Consider the following 22496-nt stretch of genomic DNA (forward strand, 5'->3'; position numbering starts at 1 on the left):
TATCACAAATCCCCCGTCAGGTCGTCATGCGCAACCCGCTTGCGCGACCAGCCACGCAGCCATGCCCAGATCCCGAGTGCGGCCAGTCCCGTGCCAGCCAGCCCGGTCAGGTAAAGCGCTGCGGGATGACGGCCAAGGTACCAGTCAAGACGCATCCACATCGGCAGGGAACCTACGGTATAAAGCGGCGCCGTGCGGTAGCTGGTGAACTGGTCGCCATTCTTGAGCACAAGGTCACCCTGCAGTGACGGCAGGTCCGTCTTGTTACGCAGGCTGAGCACCATGTCATGAATACGTTCGGGCGTATCCCCCATGAAGGCCACGACCGAGCGCTGGCTGTCATAGGGCGACTGCGCGGCCAGCATTACCCCCGCTTCCGCAATGGGGGCATTCAGGTTGGCCGTCACCCCATTTTTCAGCCCCGCATGGTCACGGTCCTGGAACAGGTACCATATCCCCTGCAGCCCCATGTGCTGGCCCACCGTGATGTGCTGGTCATGGATCACATAGGGGGAACGGGCCAGCACAGCCGTCGCCCGGCCAAGCTGTGTTGCCGTGCCCAGCACGACAATATCCCCTTTCGGCGGGGCCTGCTCCACCTCATCCGCCTTCATGATTTCCACGCCCGCCGCCGGATACCACGTCGAGGCGCCAAAGAAGCCCATGAGGTCAAGGAACGCCCCGGCCGTGCCCGCATCGGGATGGTCAGGCAGGACAACGGTCGTTTCCGACAGGTCGGCCATGCGCGAAAACGGGAAGGCCGCCTCGGCGAAATAGGACAGGTTGGGTAGCTGTGCAAAATGGTGGCCGCGCCGGAAGTCCAGCGTGGAATCCGAATCCACGCTCATGCGGATGTCGCCCGGCGTGCGGCGGCACGCGCCGCGATCAATGGGACGGGCGTCAAAGTTGAACTGCAGCTGGTTCTGTCCGAACAGGAGCCATGGCGGCAGCGCCGTGACATGGCCCGTAGCCCCCGTGTGCTGGTTGACCAGGCGTTCGGACCATTTGCGCCACAGACCCGGCGGCGAGAGCGTATAGCTCTGCAGGTAGTTGTTATTGACGCTGACATCGACGCGCGACGTCTCAAGATCGACCACCGGACCGCCGGGCGCGCGGATCCACATGTTCATGAGGAACGGTCGGCCGCGCCACGTATACAGGTCGGGTGGCAGGTGGAACGGCAGCGTCATGCCCGCAGGCGTGAAGCCGCCACCCTGCAGGTCCGCCGCCCCCACCAGTTCGCCAAAGCGCACGGGCCGGTCCGTCGGCACGAAGGCAGGCGCATCATAGGGACGGCGTGTCTCAAGGTTGACATCACTGACCACCTTCGAGGCCACGCCACCCAGCGTATCTGGTGAGAAAACCACCGCGCGGGCCGCGACTTCCACTTCATGTGCGTTACGCCCGGTCACAACCAGCACCGTGCCCCAGCGGTCATTGGGGTTGGCGATTTCTGCCACCATCGGCCCTGCTGGCCGCGCGCCATTGGCGTCCACAACCAGGTTTTCGCCCACTTCCACGGCATTGCCCGAAGACGGGATGGTGGTCGAGACGGGGAAGGACAGCTTGCGGAAGTCAGCGACCTTGCCAAACCACGACGCAATCAGCCCTGCCGCCTTGAGCGCCCCCTTGTCCCCCGTCGCAGGCATCACGACGGGGACACGCAGCGTGGAACGCAGGTTGGGATCAAAAAAGGGAGCAGGCAGGCGCGAAAGCTTGCGTTCTGGCGCGATGCGCACCGTTGTCAGCGTAATGTGCGACAGGTCGGAGATGCGCGCCCACAGGATCTCGTTGAACAGGTCATTACAGTCACGCCGGTATTCCCCGGCAAAACGGAAATTGAGCTTGTTGTCGCCCGTGAAATACAACGGGTCGATATCGAATGTCAGTGGCCCGAACTGCGGATGCTGCGGATCAACCTTGATGGTGCCCACATACTGTTCGTTCATCGTGACCGTCACGGCACTCGCCTCGGGCAGCAGCGAAGGCGACAGCGCACCCGACAGCGTCAGTTGCGCATGCGTTACCACCCGGTTGGCAGGCACGACCACATCCAGCCCCTGCAGCGGGGAATACCCGCGCAGCGTCAGCGGACCGGTCGTGGCGCCAAGGTTGCGGAACGTAATGGTGCGTGTCACCTCCGTATCGCTGATGCGATCGGCGGCGAGGGGATCGATAGCCGGCGTCTCGTCCGGGACGTTACCGGTATTGCTGTCCCCGAAGGGGGCATCCGTCGTGACACCGGTCTGGTCCACGACTGGCGTCATGGCCACAGGCACCGCCTCCTGGGCCATGGCGACCGGCACCAGGGCCGTAAATGCGACAAACAGGGCGGCGGATGCGGTAGCGCCGTTACGAACGCTACGGGGAACAGGTTTCAGCACGAGGCTTTGTTTCTCCAGTTTTTCTTCCGTGGCGGGAAGGTCCTCCTCCCCCCCGTCCGACATGGGACGCGATGCCTCAGGCCCGCGCCTGCTGAAAAGGCCGCCGATGCTGCGGAACACCATCGCAAGACTGCGCAGCGGGCGGTCGGCCGGGAAATCCGCCCAGTTGGCCCAGGCGTCATTGCGCCCGAAGACCATACTGACGATCTGCTGTTCATCATGCAGGTCGCGCCGGATCCACTGCAGGCGCAGCATGTCCTGCCCAACCCCCATGACCTGCGCGGGAACGCCGACATGGATACCGTCGCGCGCATTGTCGTAATGGACCGTGACCTCGGTCCCTTCCATTTCGGCCGTGGCCCAGTTGCCTTTCACCGCAAGCCCGCCCAGCGAGATGTCATACGTATGACCGTTAAACCTGCGGCCATGGGCGTCAGTGACGGCGACGGGCAGCTTGACGGTGACGCGTGGCGCGTGGCGGGTCTGCCGCGTTTCCCGTCCCACCGCGATCGACGCCAGGACGATAATCATGCTGATGACCACCCACAGCGTATTCAGTACGAAAGACTGCAGCGCCAGCCGGTCATGAAACTCCCAGAAGATGCCGAATATCCCGCGCACAAAGGCAGCAAACAGCACCACGGCAAGAATGATGTTGGGATACACCGCGCTGAAATCGAAATATCCCCGCGCCAGAAGCCCCCCCTTGTCCGTCACATTGAATTTGCCCTTGTGCGGCTGCAGCAGGGTGACGATGGTGATGCGGATGAGAAACAGCGCGAGCGATGTCTCGTAGATTTCGCTCCAGAACGAATAGCGCCACCGTCCCTCAATCCGCGACAGGGTCAGGACCGAATGGAAAATGTGCGGCAGCGCATAGACACTGATGGCCAGCGGCGACGCTGCGATGATGTTCTGCCCGAGGAACAGATAGGCGAGTGGCGACACCAGAAACGTTACCCGCGGTATGGCGAACAGGAAATGCGACATGGCCGACAGGTAGCAAAGCCGCTGTTCCCACCGCAGTCCTGCACCCAGCATGGGATTGTCCAGCCGCATGATCTGGATCATGCCGCGGGCCCAGCGCACGCGCTGCCCGATATGCAGGATCAGCCGTTCCGTGGACAGGCCCGCCGCCAGCGGTTCGCGCAGGTAGGCCGTCCCCCACCCCCTGCGCTGCATCTTCAGCGCGGTATGCGCGTCCTCGGTCACGGTTTCGGTGGCGAAGCCGCCAATTTTCATGACCGCCTCGCGCCGGATGATGGCGCAGGAACCGCAGAAAAACGTGGCATCCCAGAAATCATTGCCGTCCTGTACCAGCCCGTAGAACATGTTGCCTTCGGGTGGCACATGCATCCCGCTTGCAAGGTTACGCTGGAACGGGTCGGGAGCGTAGAAATGGTGTGGTGTCTGCAGCAGGGCGAGATTGGGATCGGCCATCATCCAGCCGATGGTGCGCTTGAGGAACCCCCGCGTCGGCACGTGGTCGCAGTCGAAAATGACCGCGAACTGGCTGTGCGTTACCTGTAGCGCGTGATTGAGGTTGCCGGCCTTGGCATGGTTGTTCTCGGAACGGATGATATAGCCCGCCCCTGACGCCACCGCGAAATCACGGAACGCCTTACGCCGCCCGTCATCAAGGATGTAGACATGCAGCTTGTCCTCGGGCCAGTCGAGGTCGAGCGCGCCAAGCACCGTCGATCGGACAAGGGAGAGTTCTTCGTTATAGGACGGGACGAACACATCCACGCTCGGCCATTGCGCCGTATCGTCGGGCAGGGGGTGTTCCCTGCGCCGCAGTGGCCACGCCATCTGGAAATAGCTCAGGCACAGCGTCACCAGGGCGTAGGTTTCCGCCATCAGCAGCAGCAGGGCCAGTCCCGTCTGTAACCAGTTATCGAACTGCAACGTCGTGGTCAGCCGCCACACGATGTAGCGCAGCGACACAAGCAGGGACAGCATCATGAGAAAGACGGTGATTCCCCGCCCCGGCCGCCGGTTGAGAAACAGCAGGACCGTAACCGTACCAATGGAAATGAGGCCCTGCATCGCAGGGTCAACCGTCACCGAGCCGACAAACGCCATAATGGCCACACCCAGTACGACCGGCACCCACACCGGAACGCGGTCAAGCCCCGTCCGTGCAAGTAACCCGGCGACTTTCCCGGTCATGAAGCCTGTTCTGTACATCGTCAGCTATACCACTGCCCTACAATAAAAATATCTGATATTTCTACTACCCGCATAGATGCAGCGGCGTGAATTTTCAGGCACTCGTGAATTTTTATCGGAAATAAAACAAAATATTTCCGAAAAAACAAATACCATTTACTTCCAAAACCAGAAGGGAATTCTGGCAGCCCGACTCTCCCGTCACGCAATACCGAAACAATTCATTTACGAGCCGCCAACGTGCTGCATGACCCCACACCCGGACAATGCGAACGGTGTTAATTTTGCATCAACCTTCTGTCAAGAGAAAAACTGGAGACCGGAAGACAGCTTTCTACCATACCCATTGGCAGGACGTACCCGGACCATTGCCCGAGACATGGGAGGATGTATTTATATTTTTGTTTTGCAGAGAACACTTATCTATATTTTCGTTTCATTATCAGCACCATAGACAGACCACCCGCTCCTCTCGCGACTGTCATGCCGCACCCGGCCCCGCTTGACGCCTTGCAGATAGGAATCTATGTGAACACTGTTCATTATCATCAACATCAAAGATGTACGGAAGCCCGCATGAACGCCGACCGGACAGTCCTGACGCGGCGTGCCCACTTTCCCATATGGGACAGCATGCAAAGGGAATGGTCATGAAGACCACCACTCCGCCTGCAATGCGCAGCGGCAGTTACCACAAAGGACATGTCGCGGAGGACCTGCTGCGCACGGCGCGGAGCCTGCTGGATCGGGAAACGGCGGAAAGTGTATCGGTGCGGCGCCTGACGCGGGAAATTGGCGTGACGCCTGCCAATTTCTATAACCACTTCAGCAGCGTTCACGACCTGCTGTTGCAGATCGCCGCCGATTCATTCGTGCAATGCACCCGACAGTTACGCTATTTTCAGCGCAACACGGTTACACGTACGGATGCGCTGAAGGCCGCCCTGGTAGAATATGCCAGCTTTGCCCAGCGCCACCCGCAGACATTCCGGATCATGTTCGGCTTTGTACCCAACGCCATTTCCCACAAGATCTACCATAACGCCGCGATACAGGCGTTCGCAACATTGCTGGAAATTGTATATGGCCAGAAGATGCTCCACCTTCATGACATTGAAGGTACCCGGAAACGCGCACGTATCGGATATGGCCTGTGTGCAATGGGGCACGGATTGGCGATGATGCTGGCAGATGGCCAGCTGCTGTTTGGCAAGGACCCCGGTCAGGCACAGCAGGAAATGATCGAGGGTATTATCGATGCCTTCATTCACAACGAATTGCATGAAGCCCTGACCCGACCGACGGGACGCAAGGCATAAAGCCTTGATAGTGGTCGTCTCTTGGCTTTCAAGCAGGGCTGTCCTAAAAAATTGACATTACAGGCGGCAGCCATAATGAAATTATAAAGATTACGGACCAACCCGGGACTTTGACTATGTAAAATTGTGTATCTGAAACTACCTTTTTCCTGCCATATTTGTGCAGTCATAAGCCGCAGGTTCTGTCCTGATCATGTCGGCCAGCACCCCCTGCCCCATTCATATGGATTGATTCGCCAGATCCGCCCACGCCCACAAGGATGACTTCCCATTTCAAGAGCCTACCATAAAGGAAACGTCGCCGAAGATCTCCGGATTGCCACCGTCAGGATACTGGAAACCGAACGGCTGGAAGATCTGTCGGTGCGTCGCCTTGCGCGGGAAGTCAAGGTAGCGCCAGCGAACTTCTATAACCATTACGGAAGCCTGAACGATCTCCTGCTTGAAATAGCCGCAGATTATTTCGAGGTTTTCCGGGATCAGGCAGCCCATATCGGTCGCACATCCGCAGACAGGACGGAAGCATTGAAGCGAACCGTTTTCTATTTCGTTGACTTCGCGCACACCCATCCACAACTTTATCGCCTGATGTTTGGCTATATACCCGATGCCTATACCTATCCCCGGTACCGCCTGACGGCGGGCGCTGCATTCGAGGATCTTATGGAGCTTATATACGGCTACAAGGTCTTTACCATCAGCGATGATTTCGGCCCCAACGACATGGCGGCACTGGGAAGCAGGGCACAGATCGGCTATGGGATGTATGCCATGCTATGCGGCCTGTCGAACCTGTTTGTCGCCAATGCCATCGAGGGACCGTTTGCACAAACCAGCAACCCACGTGAAAGCATCGCCGCGTTCCTGAATGGCATTCTGGATGCTTTCATCAAAGGTGATCTGGCCAGGGTTCTGGGGGCAAAATCCTGAAGCTGCCCATCCCTTTCCTCCATCCGGGACAGGTGGTACCTTTCACCCCCGATTTGAAAACCGGACCGCGTAAGGGGTAAGGATTCAGCTGTCATGGTTTCAGCCCTTCCCAAAACTCCGGTCGCGCGACCGGAGCTGACACGATCACAGACATGGCTCTTCGCCTTTCCGGCCCTGCCGGCGGCTTTCATTATTCTGCCGATGAACATTTTCATACCGGCCTTCTATGCCAGCCATACGGCTGTCACCCTTGTGCAGATCGGTACGGTTACATCATTATGCAGGATCATTGATGCGCTGGTGGACCCGGCCATCGGCTTCATGTCCGACAGCCTTGCTACCCGAACGGGCGGTCGTGGGATATGGGGCGTAGCCAGCGCCATCATCTGCTGTATCGCCCTGTATTTTCTGTTCCAGCCATCTGCGCATACGACAGTCATATATTACGGGTTATGGGCCTCCGTGCTGTATCTGGGGTATTCCCTGTTTGAAATTCCCCGTAGCGCATGGAGTGCCGAACTCGGTTCGCGTCCATCCCTGCGCACACGCATCAACGCGGTCATTGGCCTGTTTACCGTTGCGGGAAGCCTGATTTTCTGGCTGGTTCCTGTCATCCTGTTCCGGGTCTATGGCACGGCGGGTTTCACGCAGGGAACACTGTCCGTCATTGTCTGGTTGTATATGACGCTCATGGTGCCGGCCGTCCTGTGCATCATGCGTTACATTCCCGGCAGATCACCCGAAGAACGAACCTGCGCGCCGACATTACCCGACCTCGTGCATTCCCTGAAAAAGAACCGTCCCCTCACCCTTTATTTCTCTGCCATCGGCCTATGGGCCATAGGACAGGGAATATGGCTGTCCACGACATACCTGTTCCTGAATGACCATCTGCAGGTTGGCGGGGCGTTTCCGGTCATAATGATCGTGTTTTTCCTGTCCACCATTGTCGCCATCCCGTTATGGGAACGATCGGAACGCTGGCTCGAACGCCACGACATATGGGCCATCAGTATTATCCTGACCGCGGTAACGCGCCCGCTTGCGTTGCTACCAGCGCCAGGCATGCAGAACCTGCCCTTCATCATGCTGCTGGCAGCCGTGGGCGGAGCATTATCCGCACCTGCAAATTTCGCACCCGCCGCCGTATTGGGGGATGTGATCGATTATGATATCTGGAAGACACGGACCAACAAATCCGGTATCATTTATGCCCTGAACACACTGGTAACCAAAGCCACCCTTGCCATAGGCGGTGGCGCGGGGTTCATCATCCTTGGATGGGTCCATTATCATGCCGGACAGGTCAACCATGGCTTTCCACTGACCGGCCTGCTGTCATGCTACACTGTCCTGTGCAGCATTCCCCAACTGATCGCGGCGGTTATCATTTTTCGTTTCCCTATTGGACGCCACGCGCATACCTTGATCCGCCATCGCCTGCATGGACGCTGACATCATCCGGATGCCCGTTAAAGAATGATACCTGGATATTCCTTTCCTGCTGACAGGAAACGACAGGCATGCAGGATATCATGGCCTGTATACATGCTGTTTTTCATGACAGTGCATTCCGTCATGCCTCCTGCTGGAGCAGCAACCCCGTCTCCCCACAAGAAAAACCGGAAGCATCCTGTCGCCCATATAGAACACGACAGGCCACAGGCCGAACAGATGGAAGTAACAGCCCGGCGCACGTCGCAGCGGCTATCTGACGTCCCCGCCCCCACAACCGCCATCAGCGGCCAGACACTGCATACCTTTGATGTCCTGGATATGAAAAGCATCATGGACATGGTGCCGAACGCCGTGGTGCCGACTGATCCGCAGAACATCAATACATACATCAATATCCGTGGCATCCGGCAGGTGGACAACAACGCTGATCCCAATTTCGGCATGTACCGCAATGGTATTTATGACGGGGGCCTGCGCACCAACCTTGGCCCACAGGTCGATGTCGCACGGGTCGAGGTCAATCCCGGCCCGCAGACTGGCCTGTACGGACGTGACGCCGTGGGCGGTGCGGTCAACATGATATACGCGACACCAGAACAGAAAACAGGGGGATACCTGACCGGGTCCTACGGCAATTATGGCCGGGGTGAATTACAGGGCGCAATCAACGTGCCGCTATCCCATCATTTTGCCATCCGGTTGACGGGCTGGTACATCGACCAGCCACGGGGATCACTCTACAACGCCACATTGCATGAATATGAAGACCGCTACCGCCAGCAGGGCCTGCGGCTGGGGGCAAAGTGGGTACCCAATGACAACCTGTCGCTGACATGGATGGCGGAATATGCCGATGTGCACGGACCGTCCCTGGCTGGCTACGCACCCGATGGCGTCGCCAACCTGATCCAGAGCGGGGCAGACGAAACATCGGGCACGGTTTACCGCGACACCCCCGACCGTTCCCATAACCACCAGTTCTACCTTTCACAGGATCTTACATATAAATCACGCTGGGGCACATTCCAGTGGCTGTCTTCCTATCGGGATTATCATCTGGATGCCGTAGAGGACGGGGACCGCACGGACCTGTCGGCTTCCTCCTATCCCCTTACGTTACAGAACCAGTTTGTCCGCCATGAAAATACGCGTAATTACTATACTGAACTGCTGTGGTCTTCCCCCCGGAACCGCCGTCTGACCTTTATGGCGGGCGCATCCTATTTCCATGAATATTTTTCATTTCAACAGATATACAATACAAAAATAAACCTGAGCCTTCTGCAGGGGATATGGGGCAACATTGCCTGTGGTGCCTTACGGGGTGACCCGACATGTTCCTCCATCCCCGGGGGCGGTTTTCCCGATACCGGCATGCAGGCCGAGAGCGAATATGCCCCGGGTCCCGGATCAGGTATTGCGACACAGTCATGGTCCGGGTTCGTTTCTTCCACATTTCATATTACCCGGTCCCTCAGCCTGACGGCAACGGCGCGATATGCACGCGACCGGAAAACGCTGTCCTACAACCAGTACAACAATCCCATGGATGTCAGTGGTCGGGCCATTGCCGCCCTGTTCGGGGATATCTATCCGAACATCTCGCTGGATGACACGGCAACCTATGGCAACTGGAGCCCCAGCGCAGAGCTGAATTACCGCCCTTTCCACAACGTCAACCTTTATGCCCTGTACAGCAACGGGTTCCGTGCGGGCGGTTTCAGCACGACCACGACAACCCCATCCCTGATACCGTATGGCGAGGAGACAGCAACCAATTACGAACTGGGTGGACGCACGCAGTGGCTTGGCGGGCGTCTGGGCGTAAATGCCAGCATGTTTTACATGACACAGAAACATCTGCTGCTGGATGAAGCCGACCCGCGTGCGCCTGCCGCGTTCAGTTTCTATTATCTTGCCAATGTCGGCAGTGCGCGGACATACGGCGCGGAACTTTCGGCCCAGCTTGTGCTGACCCGCTGGTGGTCACTATCAGGCAATATGGGCTGGCTGCATGCCCGCATGTCCGGCGGCCGGTCATATGGCAGTTGCGTTGCCAACCAGCTCCTGCCCGATACGCGTACATGGACAACAAACATACGATCCGAAATGGCGTATCCCTTAACGCCCACCTACAACCTGCTGTTCAATGCAAACTGGCATCATGAGGCAGGTGGCGTGCTGGATATCACCAATGTCCCGTGGCATTCGCTTGACCGTCTGGACCTGACGCTGGGCATGGCGTGGAAGAAGAACCAGCTTGTCGTCTTTGCCAACAATGCCTTCAATAACCGCGTCGTGGATTATGCACTGACCGACGGGATGGACATCCTGACCGCGCCCGCAACCTATGGGGCGCGCTTTACCGCAGCCTTTTAGAACCCTTCATCAATAAAGATGCGACGTTCACTCAGTTGTCGTCGCGTAATCCGATCAGTGATCTGATCTGCTGTCTGAAGTCGTTCCGCAGGGCATCTTTTTCCACATCCGGCAGCCATGTCGCATCAATCGTTTGCAGCGACAGGTCTGCCACCGCATGTACGTCCAGTGATAATACACGAGCCATCGTAACGTACGCCGTCCCGATATCCGTCGCGAACATGGCAGGATCATCGGTACAGGGAACCATGGACAGGCCAGCCTGCGCCATGGCCTTCAGGGACGTCCAGCGTTTTTCCAAGCGTTCAGGCACACAGGTCTGCGGGCAGACCGTAAAGGCCACGCCACGTTCACGGCAGCGACAGACCAGTTCGGGATCGGCCAGCAGGTTATAGCCATGGTCGATCCGGTCACAGCCCAGCACATCAAGACACGTCATGACGTTTTGGGGAGGCGCCTGTTCCAGCGTCTGGTTATCTTCACAGGCATGAGCCGTGCAGCGCAGTCCCGAAGCGCGCGCCAGTGCATAGGCATCATGGAACAGTTCGGGCGGTCCCTTGCATTCCGCGCAATCCATCCCGATCCCGATGACTTCCGCGCGTGGATTGGCCACAACGTCCCTGACCATGGTCATGGCAGCTTCCGGCCCCAGTTCGCGGTTGATGGCCGGGATCAGTCGCCCGACCACACCCAGTTCCGTTTCTGCCGCGCGCAGGCCATCAATCAGGCCATCTACAATTGTCGTGTACCGGACCCCATGGGGATAATGATAATCGGGGCTGAAAAAAAACTCGGCATAGCGCAGGTTGCCCTGACGGTATCCATCCTCCATCGCTTCATAGGCTATGCGTGCGAAATCATCACGCGTGATGATGCACTTTCCAATGGTCTCAAGCCGGGACAGGAAATCATAGAAATCCGTAAAACGGTAAAACGCATCCGGATCGGTTATGGGCAGTGCGACACCATTCCCTGCCGCCAGGGACATGACCGTCGTGGCCCGCACCGCCCCCGCCAGATGGCAATGAAGGTCAATTTTTGGAATCTTCCGTATAATCGCATCCATATTCATACTCGCTCATCCTTTTCGGGGGCCGTCATGCAACGCGCCTCCCGCGCCACAGCGGGCAGAACACAACCGCACAATTGACAAGAAGCCCTATAAAACCCGGATTGATGCCCCCAACGGACAGGCCGCTGGCGAACAGTGCAATCGCAGTCGCAGCCCCACACACGACCCCTGCCCCCGCGACACGCGCTGAAACAGGCCAGTCCAGCAGGACAACAAACCACAACGATGCAAACTGGATGCCGACATAACCGCTGATGTTCAGTGCCGTCAGCATGATGGCGGGGGCATGCGCCGTTGCCACCAACGCCAGCATCAGAAACAGGATAACACCCAGATTGATCGCCCGCCGCGGATGTCCGTGCGCCAGACGGGGCATGATGCTGCGTGTCATCATCGCCGCAATGTTCAGCGATGTCGCGGCCAAAACCAGCAATCCCGCCAGTACTGCGCCCGCCATGACCAATGCCACCACCCATGGGGGCAACAGTACGTTCGCCACATGAAAAAACACCCCGTTCGCATTATGTAGCGGTGGCAATGAACGGACGGCAAAATACGTGGCAAATACAGCAAAGGGATACATCAGCATGTAAAGCGGCATGAACACCATGGCTTTGCGCACCGCCTGTGCAGAACGCGCCGTAAAGAGGTACGGCGTAACGGATGGCTGGAAATAGAACCCGACACCCTGATAGACAATCGTACTGACGGCAAAGACCATATCCGTCACGGCAGGCTGCCGGAACACGACAGGATGGGCGACATGTACCCCTGTCCCACCATATTGCGCGCAGATTGCCGCCACACCGACAGCCGCAATCCCGAACAGCATCAGGCTGTCCTTGAGAAACGCGACATAGGTCGATGCGCGCATGCCACCCAATGCCACGTATGCAAAGGCAATGACCGCACATCCCGCCAGTCCCGCCGCCGGCGCGCCCGGCAGGCCCATCATGCCCAGCGTCGCCCGCAGCCCGATAAACTGGAACTGTCCCCACGGCACCAGTGCGGCAATGCATCCCCATGCTGTCAGGCGTTCGAAAATACGGCTTCCGAAATGCCTGCCAAATACTTCTGGCACCGTGCAGGCATCATATCGCCGGGCCCGTTCCCATATGGCGGGACCGACAAAATACCCAACCGGAAATGCCAGCAGAAGATAACCCAGAAACCAGTATCCATAACTGATCCCATGGGCGTACAGCCCGGCTGGGAAGGCAACAATCGACCCGATACTGTAGATTTCCCCCACTGTCAGGATAAACAGCATGGGAGCAGGCAGCGCCCTGTCCGCCACCAGCAGTGTTTCCACCGACAGATGCTGCGAACGCGATCGGGCAAGGCAGGCCGCGCCAAGCGACAGAAGGACAACACACGCCACAATCGCAGCCATCATGATCGTTGCTCACACAGCCACAGGCAGAGGGATGTCAGCGGGAACCAGACGAACATCCAGACCAGGATGACCGGAATCCCCATAATCGTCCACGACAGGAATCCCAGAAACGGGGCGACAGGAACAATGGCCATGAACGGCACACCCAGGCCCAGTGCGACACGCCGCCAATCCGGTCGATCTGGCTGACGATCCGGATTCATGACTGTCCCGTATCATCATGCCGGCTGGCTTCAGCACGGGTTTCGCGCAGGACAAGCTCTATTGCCCAACTGATGACGGCACCTGCGTCCTTGCCGTTCATGCCGAATTCTTCCTTAAGCGTAAGCCACGACAGCACGTTATCCAGACAGGCCACGACAGCTTCCGCCCGCAACCTGGCCGCTGGCGGTACATCGGGCGTGTCACGCCACAATGCCTGACGCCGACGAATTGCCAGTTCATTCCGAAACCGGATGCGCATTGAGCGCCCGATACGGGTCAGGGCAAGGATACGGGCAAGATTGGGACGACTGTCGAATTTCTCCGCAGCCGTACGGAAACCCTGCACCAGTTCCTTTTCATTCGTACCGGATACCAGCCCGAAGACTTCCGAATTCAGCCAGTCACCTGTCGCGCGCAGCAGATCATCACGCGATGGAAAATAGCGATAGACAGTCCGCAATGACACATCCGCCTTCCTTGCAATGGCAGACGTCGGGACTGCCACATCATCCATTTCTTCAAGCAGGGCAATGAAGCTGTCGATAATGCGCTGTCGGGTCAGGGCGGCATATTCTTCACGTAACATATGACACACACATGCAGTTGTGACACATGTGTGTCATAATGCCGTAAATGAGTCAATTACACACGTTGTGCCGTTCACATGGGCCCTATCATGATTGACGAAATGACGACGACGGGACGCGACAGGGGCAGGCTGCCGCAAAGACAGCCTGAAAAGTTCAGCAGGGCGCGTCCCGCGCAACGTTAGCCAGAAAACCGCTATTTTTCGATCCGGCTAGTGGCTGAGGACGCGCCCCAGCCAGAAGACCTACTTTTCCAGTTTCATCAGACGTGATGCACGGCTGAGCGCCATGATCGGGAAAAACTGCCGGTACAGGTCATAGCGCAGCATGAAGGCACGCGAGAGTTCTGCCCCCTGCTGCAGCCGTTTTGACAATGCGGGGTCATCCAGCCTGATGGTCTGGCCAACCCCGTAACCGGGGAATCCGGTGCCGGTGAATTCCTTTTCATGCCAGCTACCGTCAGCCTGCTGCAGGTCGATCAGGTAACGGCACCCGCGGGCGATCGCCCCGTAATCCTGCGGGCGGTTGGCTGCGATCAGACCCATCAGCGCCCACGCGGTCTGCGATGGCGTGGTCGGGCCGCGCCCGACCGCGGACAGTTCCATATAGGACGCGCAGCTTTCACCCCAGCCGCCATTTTCCTGCTGGTGCGCCACCAGCCAGTCACAGGCTCTGGTAATATAGGGCTGCGTCATGTCCTCACCAATTGCGGCAAGGGCGGGCAGGACCGCACCCGTGCCATACAGGTAATTGACACCCCAGCGACCGAACCACGGCCCATCCGGTTCCTGTTCGGCGCGGATATAGGCAAGCCCACGCTGGATGGCAGGCAGGTCGCGCGGCAGACCCAGAACGCCAAAGGCTTCCAGAACGTGCGCCGTCACATCAACGGATGGCGGATCAAGGGCCTCGCCAAAATCACAGAACGGAATTTTTGACAGGATGCTGCGGTTATTGTCCTTGTCGAACGCCCCCCAGCCGCCACATTCACTCTGCATGCCGATCAACCAGTTCACCCCACGGCGAATGGCGTCCTCCACCCCGCGTTTTTTCCATTCTTCCCGGTTACGGCATGAAGAAAGCGCGATCAGCGCAACGGCGGTGTCATCCGTGTCGGGATAACGGTCATTGGCATATTCAAATGCCCAGCCACCGGGTTCCACATCCGGCAGCTTGATGGACCAGTCGCCCTTGACCCGGACCTGACGGTCCAGCAGCCAGCCCAGTGCTTTTTCCATCTGCGGCGAAAACCGGGTTTCGCCATCAGCATCGTGCAGCGCCATGATGGCCAGCATGGTGTCCCATACCGGGCTGTTCGTGGCCTGGATCCAGCTTGCATCGCCCCTGTCATGCCGCCAGCCGGGATCATTCAGGGCAGACAGTGCCTTGGCCATGACCGGATGATGGAACTGATAATCCTCGCCATGCAGCGCCATCAGGCCATAAACCCATGGCGGCTGAATGCCGCCCCAGCCACCATCAGCATCCTGATGACGGATGACCCATTCCAGCATGTGCCGGATGGCAGCTTCACGCAGGGTATTGCGTTTGAGGAATCTGGACTGTAGCCAGTGCAGGCCACGATCTGTCGTGCGGAAGAACCTGTCCCACAGGTCCCGTTCGCCCCTGGCGGGCAGTTCGTAATCGAAATTCGCGCGCCCCCCGGGAAACAGGGCGTCCAGACGGTCCTGCGGGCGCAGCGGGCGGCTGGGCCTGCGTGCGGACAGGATGGCCAGTGGCACCAGTGTCGCACGCGCCCACTGCGCGAAGTTGTAGATGGAAAAGACGAATTTATTGGGAAACCAGATGACTTCAGGCGGCAGGTTCGGCGTTTTCTCCCACGGCCATTCCCCGATCAGGGCCAGCCAGTACCGCGTGAATACACGGATGTTTTTCAGCCCCCCCTTGCTGGCGATCCATGTAGCGGCCCGGCTTACAGCGGGATCATCGGCAGGATAACCAAGGGAACGCAGGGCAGCATAGGATTCGACCGTCGCGTTGATGTCGCCATTCCCGGCGCCATAATAGGTGCCCCATGATCCGTCCTCGCGCTGCATTTCCAGCAGCGCCTTGCCCAGACGGGGGCGCAGCGGGTGATCTTCAAGACCAAGGAACCACAGGGCCAGGCACCATTCCGCCTCCATGGAGGCATTGGACGCAACCGGGCCGACCCAATGCCCGTCGGGTTTCTGCTGCCCGACCAGCCAGTCACAGGCGGAAGAAATTGCATGGGACAGACTGTTATCCATTGTCCGGAGCGCCGAAGCCGCGGGCAGGGATTTATCCTTCCCCTTCACGGACTGAATACCAGCTGCGGGGAAAGTAGTGCCGGAAGCGATATCGTGGATTACTGCGTCGGAAGATGAGGCGGTCTTTGTTAACGGGCGACTTTCCCTAGTCATGTTTTCCATACCTGTGCGAAATGTCATGGAGGATCTGAATGATCTTGTTGGCCTGAATCACGGCATGCGGGGGTCGGACAGGATCAGATGCTGAAAATCGGCAAAGGCCGTTTTCCACCATCCCGGGTCCATTTCCATAAAACCGAGGCTCCTTAGAAAAAATGCTCCTTCAGCGGCAAAGATCGCGGTGCGGGCCTGACGTGCTTCCCGACAGTCAGGATCGCACCCGTTAAACCACCCCGCGTACCACGCACGTATCTTCTGTAAATATTTTGGCGACTGAAGCAAGGTGACAAGCATGCCCACCATCCTGATCTGGGTTGTATCATCAATCTGGCTGACGGTCAGGACATAGGCACGCGCCCGGTCAATAATACCGGCATCGGGGCCGATATGCCGGGCGACGCTTGCATCAAATGCCGCAAGCCAGCGGTCGATCAGCGCGGTAATCAGGTCGTCCTTGCTGCCGAAGCAGTACTGCAGGCCACCCTTGGTAATGCCCGCTTCCCTTGCCACGGCTTCCAGCGTCAGGGCCGCCACGCCTTCGCGGTGGACAAGATGTTCGACACAGTCCAGGACATTTTCACGGTCAATGGTTCTGGGACGCGCCATGCGGTGCCTCTGCCGTTTCAATCCGATCGTATGGAAATAAAACACGCACTGTCATCGCGCAACCCGGAATCAGCCGTGCCGCATATCAGGCGGATGGCCGCCCGTTACGCACCATCAACCCGACAATCATGAGGAACGCCACGAACATGAAGCTGCTGCTGACGCTCAGGCTGGCGCTGATCGCAGCTTTGTAGGCATCACGTATCTGCAGGTGCATTTCAGGCGACAGCCCGCGGACGGCGGCCATGCCCTTTTCCAGAAATGCCGTCACATCAATCTTTTCCGACAGGGCATGCAGTCGGTTGTGCAATGTCAGCGCCATGACGCCACCTGACAGCGCAACACCAAGCGCCCCACCCAGCGAGCGGATGAAGGACATCATGGCCGTGGCTATTCCCAGCATGCCGGGCGGCACGGAGTTCTGGATGATGACCGTTGCATTGGGCATGCCGATCCCCATGCCCACGCCAAGTCCCCCAAGGCTGAGCAGGAAGAACAGGGCAGGCGCGCCATGATGGGCGCACAGCGCGATCAGGGTCAGCGCCGAGAATTCGATGCCGACACCCAGCGCAAGCAGTGGCGCATAACGCTGCGTCCGCGATGAGACATACCCCCCCGCCACCGAACTGACCATCATCGTGCCCACCTGCGGCAGCATCATCAATCCCGACATTTCCGGGGTCTGCCCAAGGACAAGCTGGTAGTAAAGCGGCAGAAAAACCAATGATCCCATCATCGCGAACGACATGATGCCAGTTGCAGCAACGCAGATGGAAAAACTGGCGATACGCAGCAGGTCAAGACTGACCAGCGGTTCGGGTGCGCGCCGTTCCTGGCGGATGAACAGCATGAAAAACGCCACGCTGGCGCCAAGCAGCGCGCATGTCAGCGGCGAAGTCCACGCAAGTGTCGTGCCAAGCGAATTGAACAGCAGCAGGAAACCCGCTGTCGCCACACTCAGCAACGCAGCGCCCGCATAATCAATCCGGGGCCTGGCCTCGCGCTGACCCGCAGGCAGGCCCAGCATGACCAGCACCATGGCCAGACCGCCGACCGGCAGGTTGACAAGGAAAACCCACCGCCATGACAGCGCACTGGTCAGCACGCCCCCCAGAAAGGGGCCCGCCACGCTACTGACCGCGAACGCCCCGGTAAACAGGCCCTGATACCGTCCGCGCTGTTGCGGCGCAACCATGTCGCCGATCACCGTCTGCGACAGTGTCATAAGCCCGCCTGCCCCGATGCCCTGAAGCCCGCGGAACACGATCAGCTGCCACATGCCCTGCGCCAGCCCACACAGCAGGGACGCCGCAAGAAAAGCCCCGATGCTGAACGCCAGCAACGGCCTTCTGCCAAACATGTCGGACAGCTTGCCATACATGGGTGTTGCAATGGTGGAGGTCAGCATGAAGGCCGTAACCACCCATGACATATGTGCAAGCCCGCCAAGGTCGGTAACAATGGTGGGCAGCGCGGTCGATACGATGCTCTGATCCAGCGCCCCCATGACCATGGTCAGGATAAGGCCGCTGAAAACAAGGATGCGTGTCGCGGGTGTATAGGCGGAAACGGTTGCCACAGTAGAAGAAGGCTGCACGAAGGGATCCTGTAACGTCAAAAACCGATCATGCAGCCAGTCATGCGGGACAGGCAAGGCAACGCCCCTGATCGCCCAGAACGGAAAAGCGGCCTGCAGCATCCAGCACATCATGCAGACGTTCCGGGGAAGGCTTTTTCAAAAAGCTTCATGAAACGTCGCCTTTTCAGGAAAAGGCGACTTCCGAAACCTTTTCTTTTTTACAATTTCTTACATATCCAGTGTCAGGGATGGACTGCGACTGCGTGAACAGCACAGGGCAATATGACTACCCTGTTCTTCTTCCGTCAGGACCATATCCCGGTGGTCCCCTTCACCGGACAGCAGCGGCACGACACAGGCACCGCACATGCCCTGTTCGCACGACAGGGAAACGTCCACCCCCGCCGCCAGCAGGGCGGATGCAATGCTCTGCCCCGCAGGCACGGTCACAGTCTGCCCCGACTGCGCCAGAACCACGTCAAACGGACGGTCTGACAGGACATCCGACGGTTCCGTGGGCCGAAAATATTCAGTATGGATCTGGTCCGCCCGCCACCCGGCCGCAATGGCATGAGCATAAACGGCATTCATGAAACCATCCGGTCCGCACAGCATGATCGCCGTATCGGCACATGGCCTGTCCAGCGCATCCGGATACCCGTTTTTCAGGCTCTGGCTGAACCGGACGCGGTCCCGACAAGGACTTTCACGCAGCATATCCCCAAACGGTGCCTGGCCCGGCACACGGACGTAATAATAAAGCTGCCAGTCGGCACTGTTACGCTGCAGCCGTACCATCATGGACAGCAGCGGGGTTATACCAATTCCACCCGCGACAAGAATGTAGTGCTGTGCCGGTGGCAGGGAAAACGCATTGCGCGGGCCGGATATCTGCAACTCCATGCCCTGCCGGGCCTGCGTGCACAGTGAGTCCGATCCGCCACGGGAATCCGCCTCATGCTTGACGCACAATTCATAAGCGGATGGATCATCAGCCGGTCCACACAGGGAATACTGCCGGATCATGCCTGCAGGCGTCATGACATCAATATGCGCGCCGGGTTCAAAATCAGGCAGGGCGTCATCACCGGGGCGGGCAACCAGACGCAGGCGTACACATCCGGCGCCCTCCGGTGCTGCCGCATCAATGATGACAGGAAACAGGGTAGACATGACCGGGCTTCCTTCAGGCAGTAAAGAACTGACTCAGCCCCATCGTGCGCAGGGCGCGGCGATAGGCGATCGAGCTACGGTCCGCCATCACATGCGCCTCCAGCGTCGGATCCAGTGGCAGGTTTTCCGGTTTCTGGGCTTCCACCAGTGCGCGGTCTTCCTCAAACACCTTCAGGTTGAAATCGTACACATCCTGCAGCGGCAGATCCCTGTCGAAGTTACGGCACATGGGCGCGAACATACGCGTCTGGCGGGCTGATACGGGTGAGGCCGCATTCATGATGACAAGGCGGCCGTTATCGGGAAAATGAATCTCCAGTGTCGCGACAAAAGGCACATGCACCCGGAAATGCCGCAGCCATTCAAAACCCGGACGCCCCCGGTCGGATTTACCGATGGGATAATTGCCGACACTGCTGCGGTACTCCGCTTCGAACCCATCCGGCGTGATGCGGGTTTTATAGGGCGGCACAACGGGATTTTCGGGATCGGCAAAGGTATCGGTATGGACAAAGGCAAAATGCGCCACGTCAATGAACCCCTCGACCTGCCTTCCTGCAAAACCGGCAATATCGATCCACGGGCAGTTGATCTGCTGAAAGGCCGGGTCATTCCAGTGCGGCATGGGCGGAATGGCGACCGTATCCCCTTCCGGCCGCAGGCAGGTCCAGATCAGGCCATATCGTTCCACTGCCGGATAGGTACGCAGGTTCAGCTTTGATGGAATGGCGCTGTCGGGGTGGGCGGGAACCCGGACGCATTTCCCCTGCCCGCCAAAGCGGAACCCGTGATAGGCGCAGGCCACGGTCTGCCCGTCGCCTTTCCCCATGCTGAGCGGCACGCCACGGTGGGGGCACAGATCATCGGCAATGACAATACCCTCACCCGCCCGATAGACCACCAGCGGCGCATCCAGCAGGGTAACACCCAGCGGCTGTTCACCCAGTTCACGCACAAGGGCAACGGGATACCAGCACCGGGCAAGAATATTCCAGTCATCGATATCGAACATCATGGTGCGGGGCAGGCTGCGGGTTTCTGTGGGACGGATGCTGGCTGTGGTGGTCACGATCGGTTCTCCTGAACGGGCCGGGACTGTCCGGCGGCTTTCAGAAAGATCATTTCACATGCGACGCGCTCTCAGATATATCATAATTGATCCTTATTCATTCGCAAAATAAGAACGCATGCAGCCCTTTTCCCGCTTTCTGGTCTATTTCCTGGCTGTGGCCCGCCACCGCTCCATCCGCAGGGCGGCCGAGGACCTGCACATTGCGGGGTCCGCCATCAACCGGCACATCCTGCTGGGGGAAAAACAGTTACAGACCCCGCTGTTCGAACGCCTGCCCACCGGCATGCGCCTGACGGCGGCGGGCGAACTGCTGTATGGCTGTGCGCGGCGCTGGGTCAGGGATCTTGATGACCTGAACCGCCAGATTGATGACCTGAAGGGCATACGTCGTGGCCAGGTTGACCTGCTGGCGCCCGAAGCCCTGTCACGCGCCTTCCTGCCCGAACTGGTCACGCGCATGAACCACAGCCACCCCGGCGTGGTGCTGAACATGAACATCCGCGACAATCAACGGATTCATCAGGCCCTGCTGTCTGGCGAAGGCGACCTTGCCCTGGTTCTGGACCCCGAAGAAATGCGCGACCTTACGATCATCCGCCGCATGTCCTTTCCGCTTGGTTTTGTCTGCCAACCCGACCACCCGCTGGCGCAACATACCGCCATCAGGCTGACGCAATGCGCAGATTACCCCATGATCGTGCCGGAACAGCCGCTTGCACTTTCGTCCGTTTTCGCACGGCTTATGGATACCCGGCGCATTATCCCCCACGTTGCGGCACGGGCAAATAATGTCCAGATGATCATTTCCCTTGTCACAACCGGCATCGGCGTCTGTTTCCTGAGCTTTCTGGATGTGATGTCCGAAGTCATGCGGGGGGGATCTGGCGTTTGTGCCACTTGTGGGTGCAAACGTGCCGCACCTTACGCTGGCACTGGTGCATGACCGCACGCGCCAGCTTTCGCGCACCACGCATCTGGTCGAGAACATTATCGAGGACATCATGTCCCGGCATATGACCTGAGCAGATGGATTCAGGAAAAAGACGACTGGTCTAATTTTTTCATGGACACCCACGCCGCTCCGCCCTATATACACTCCCATGAAGATTGCAGAAAAACATCGCGCTGCCCGGCAGCACATCCTTGAAGCGGCCCGGCCGCTGATCGGCCAGCGTGGTTTTTCGGCTGTCGGTCTGGCGCAGATACTGGATGTCGCGGGCATTCCCAAGGGATCGTTTTACCATTACTTCGAGTCAAAAGAAGCATTTGGCGAAGCCCTGCTTCAGACTTACATCGATGACTATCTGATAAAGATGAACGATATCCTTAGTGACGGTCAGGGGAATGCGGCACAACGGATCACACGCTACTGCCAGTTCTGGCGCGATACCCATATCGAAGGGCAGATCGGGAACAAATGCCTGATCGTAAAGCTGGCGGCTGAAGTATCGGACCTGTCCGAACGGATGCGCGCCATTCTGGATGTCGGCACCCGTACGGTCATTGACCGGATCAGCGCAGTCATTGCCACTGGTCAGGCGGAAGGGTCCATTGGCAATACACGGCAACCCGCGCCAGTGCTGGCGGCGTCGCTGTACCAGCTCTGGCTGGGTTCGACGCTTATGGTGAAGATCACCCACAGTTCTCCGCCGTTTGATCATGCCTGGGCAGCAAGCAGGCAGCTACTGGAAATCTAGTTTCCGGAGCATGGCAGAGTGCCCTATTCCACGATTTTAATAGATGACCGGTCCATTAAA

Annotated in this window: 16 protein-coding genes and 1 pseudogene; 6 read left to right on the plus strand and 11 right to left on the minus strand. The window is 58.5% G+C overall.

What is annotated here, in order from left to right:
• Window positions 1-2: 2 nt before the first annotated feature.
• Entirely contained in the window at window positions 3-4574 is a 4572-nt protein-coding gene (gene bcsA / locus MSKU9_RS08115) for a UDP-forming cellulose synthase catalytic subunit (RefSeq protein ID WP_141260792.1), read from the minus strand.
• A 632-nt stretch (window positions 4575-5206) separates the two neighbouring features.
• Here bcsA and MSKU9_RS08120 point away from each other — a divergent pair.
• A complete protein-coding gene (locus MSKU9_RS08120) occupies window positions 5207-5875 on the plus strand; it encodes a TetR/AcrR family transcriptional regulator (RefSeq protein WP_227002409.1) in 669 nt (222 codons plus the stop codon).
• Window positions 5876-6148: 273 nt separating this feature from the next.
• On the opposite strand, the gene MSKU9_RS18545 is transcribed toward MSKU9_RS08120, so the two are convergent.
• Window positions 6149-6367, minus strand: a complete 219-nt coding sequence (locus MSKU9_RS18545; RefSeq protein ID WP_227002410.1) for a hypothetical protein — start codon at window positions 6365-6367, stop codon at window positions 6149-6151.
• Between the two features lie 33 nt (window positions 6368-6400).
• On the opposite strand from MSKU9_RS18545, the gene MSKU9_RS08125 reads away from it, so the two are divergent.
• The 3 genes from MSKU9_RS08125 (at window position 6401) to MSKU9_RS08135 (ending at window position 10642) form a co-directional block, all read left to right on the plus strand.
• Window positions 6401-6805 (plus strand): TetR-like C-terminal domain-containing protein, encoded by a 405-nt coding sequence (locus tag MSKU9_RS08125; protein ID WP_227000903.1) that lies wholly within the window; start codon window positions 6401-6403, stop codon window positions 6803-6805.
• 93 nt (window positions 6806-6898) lie between these two features.
• Complete coding sequence (locus MSKU9_RS08130; RefSeq protein ID WP_141260794.1) at window positions 6899-8260, plus strand: MFS transporter; 1362 nt, start codon at window positions 6899-6901, stop codon at window positions 8258-8260.
• 105 nt (window positions 8261-8365) lie between these two features.
• A complete protein-coding gene (locus tag MSKU9_RS08135; RefSeq protein WP_227002411.1) occupies window positions 8366-10642 on the plus strand; it encodes a TonB-dependent receptor in 2277 nt (758 codons plus the stop codon).
• 31 nt (window positions 10643-10673) lie between these two features.
• On the opposite strand, the gene add is transcribed toward MSKU9_RS08135, so the two are convergent.
• From add to MSKU9_RS08180, 9 genes are all read right to left on the minus strand, one after another.
• Window positions 10674-11708: an adenosine deaminase gene (gene add, locus MSKU9_RS08140; RefSeq protein WP_141260795.1), complete on the minus strand. Its 1035-nt coding sequence runs from the start codon at window positions 11706-11708 to the stop codon at window positions 10674-10676.
• A 31-nt stretch (window positions 11709-11739) separates the two neighbouring features.
• The gene (locus tag MSKU9_RS08145; protein ID WP_141260796.1) at window positions 11740-13110 is read right to left on the minus strand and encodes a sodium:solute symporter family protein; all 1371 of its coding nucleotides are present in this window, start codon (window positions 13108-13110) and stop codon (window positions 11740-11742) included.
• Window positions 13107-13313, minus strand: a complete 207-nt coding sequence (locus MSKU9_RS08150; protein ID WP_141260797.1) for a hypothetical protein — start codon at window positions 13311-13313, stop codon at window positions 13107-13109. The genes MSKU9_RS08145 and MSKU9_RS08150 overlap by 4 nt, the downstream gene beginning before the upstream one ends.
• Complete coding sequence (locus MSKU9_RS08155; RefSeq protein WP_141260798.1) at window positions 13310-13900, minus strand: TetR/AcrR family transcriptional regulator; 591 nt, start codon at window positions 13898-13900, stop codon at window positions 13310-13312. The genes MSKU9_RS08150 and MSKU9_RS08155 overlap by 4 nt, the downstream gene beginning before the upstream one ends.
• A gap of 246 nt (window positions 13901-14146) precedes the next feature.
• Window positions 14147-16150: a squalene--hopene cyclase gene (shc, locus tag MSKU9_RS08160; protein WP_227002412.1), complete on the minus strand. Its 2004-nt coding sequence runs from the start codon at window positions 16148-16150 to the stop codon at window positions 14147-14149.
• Between the two features lie 210 nt (window positions 16151-16360).
• Window positions 16361-16915: a TetR/AcrR family transcriptional regulator gene (locus MSKU9_RS08165; RefSeq protein ID WP_141260799.1), complete on the minus strand. Its 555-nt coding sequence runs from the start codon at window positions 16913-16915 to the stop codon at window positions 16361-16363.
• Between the two features lie 85 nt (window positions 16916-17000).
• Window positions 17001-18623, minus strand: a complete 1623-nt coding sequence (locus tag MSKU9_RS08170) for an MDR family MFS transporter (protein ID WP_141260828.1) — start codon at window positions 18621-18623, stop codon at window positions 17001-17003.
• Window positions 18624-18722: 99 nt separating this feature from the next.
• Entirely contained in the window at window positions 18723-19667 is a 945-nt protein-coding gene (locus tag MSKU9_RS08175) for a PDR/VanB family oxidoreductase (protein ID WP_141260800.1), read from the minus strand.
• A gap of 13 nt (window positions 19668-19680) precedes the next feature.
• Window positions 19681-20682: an aromatic ring-hydroxylating dioxygenase subunit alpha gene (locus MSKU9_RS08180; protein WP_141260830.1), complete on the minus strand. Its 1002-nt coding sequence runs from the start codon at window positions 20680-20682 to the stop codon at window positions 19681-19683.
• 172 nt (window positions 20683-20854) lie between these two features.
• Here MSKU9_RS08180 and MSKU9_RS08185 point away from each other — a divergent pair.
• Both MSKU9_RS08185 and MSKU9_RS08190 read left to right on the plus strand, forming a co-directional pair.
• A pseudogene (locus MSKU9_RS08185) lies at window positions 20855-21761 on the plus strand (LysR family transcriptional regulator).
• A gap of 78 nt (window positions 21762-21839) precedes the next feature.
• Window positions 21840-22436 (plus strand): TetR/AcrR family transcriptional regulator, encoded by a 597-nt coding sequence (locus tag MSKU9_RS08190; protein WP_141260801.1) that lies wholly within the window; start codon window positions 21840-21842, stop codon window positions 22434-22436.
• Window positions 22437-22496: the final 60 nt, after the last annotated feature.

It is taken from the genome of Komagataeibacter diospyri, from assembly GCF_006538165.1.
Classification (GTDB): domain Bacteria; phylum Pseudomonadota; class Alphaproteobacteria; order Acetobacterales; family Acetobacteraceae; genus Komagataeibacter; species Komagataeibacter diospyri.

Excerpts from the sequence above, each read along its gene's own strand:
- MSKU9_RS08180 (WP_141260830.1), bottom strand. The coding sequence starts at position 20,682 with ATGATGTTCGATATCGATGACTGGAATATTCTTGCCCGGTGCTGGTAT.
- MSKU9_RS08165 (WP_141260799.1), bottom strand. The coding sequence starts at position 16,915 with ATGGCGCGTCCCAGAACCATTGACCGTGAAAATGTCCTGGACTGTGTC.
- MSKU9_RS08120 (WP_227002409.1), top strand. The coding sequence starts at position 5,207 with ATGAAGACCACCACTCCGCCTGCAATGCGCAGCGGCAGTTACCACAAA.
- MSKU9_RS08130 (WP_141260794.1), top strand. The coding sequence starts at position 6,899 with ATGGTTTCAGCCCTTCCCAAAACTCCGGTCGCGCGACCGGAGCTGACA.
- add (WP_141260795.1), bottom strand. The coding sequence starts at position 11,708 with ATGGATGCGATTATACGGAAGATTCCAAAAATTGACCTTCATTGCCAT.
- MSKU9_RS08135 (WP_227002411.1), top strand. The coding sequence starts at position 8,366 with ATGACAGTGCATTCCGTCATGCCTCCTGCTGGAGCAGCAACCCCGTCT.
- MSKU9_RS08190 (WP_141260801.1), top strand. The coding sequence starts at position 21,840 with ATGAAGATTGCAGAAAAACATCGCGCTGCCCGGCAGCACATCCTTGAA.
- MSKU9_RS08150 (WP_141260797.1), bottom strand. The coding sequence starts at position 13,313 with ATGAATCCGGATCGTCAGCCAGATCGACCGGATTGGCGGCGTGTCGCA.
- MSKU9_RS08175 (WP_141260800.1), bottom strand. The coding sequence starts at position 19,667 with ATGTCTACCCTGTTTCCTGTCATCATTGATGCGGCAGCACCGGAGGGC.
- bcsA (WP_141260792.1), bottom strand. The coding sequence starts at position 4,574 with ATGTACAGAACAGGCTTCATGACCGGGAAAGTCGCCGGGTTACTTGCA.
- MSKU9_RS08170 (WP_141260828.1), bottom strand. The coding sequence starts at position 18,623 with ATGTGCTGGATGCTGCAGGCCGCTTTTCCGTTCTGGGCGATCAGGGGC.
- MSKU9_RS18545 (WP_227002410.1), bottom strand. The coding sequence starts at position 6,367 with ATGGGCTGCCTGATCCCGGAAAACCTCGAAATAATCTGCGGCTATTTC.
- shc (WP_227002412.1), bottom strand. The coding sequence starts at position 16,150 with ATGGATAACAGTCTGTCCCATGCAATTTCTTCCGCCTGTGACTGGCTG.
- MSKU9_RS08155 (WP_141260798.1), bottom strand. The coding sequence starts at position 13,900 with ATGTTACGTGAAGAATATGCCGCCCTGACCCGACAGCGCATTATCGAC.
- MSKU9_RS08145 (WP_141260796.1), bottom strand. The coding sequence starts at position 13,110 with ATGATGGCTGCGATTGTGGCGTGTGTTGTCCTTCTGTCGCTTGGCGCG.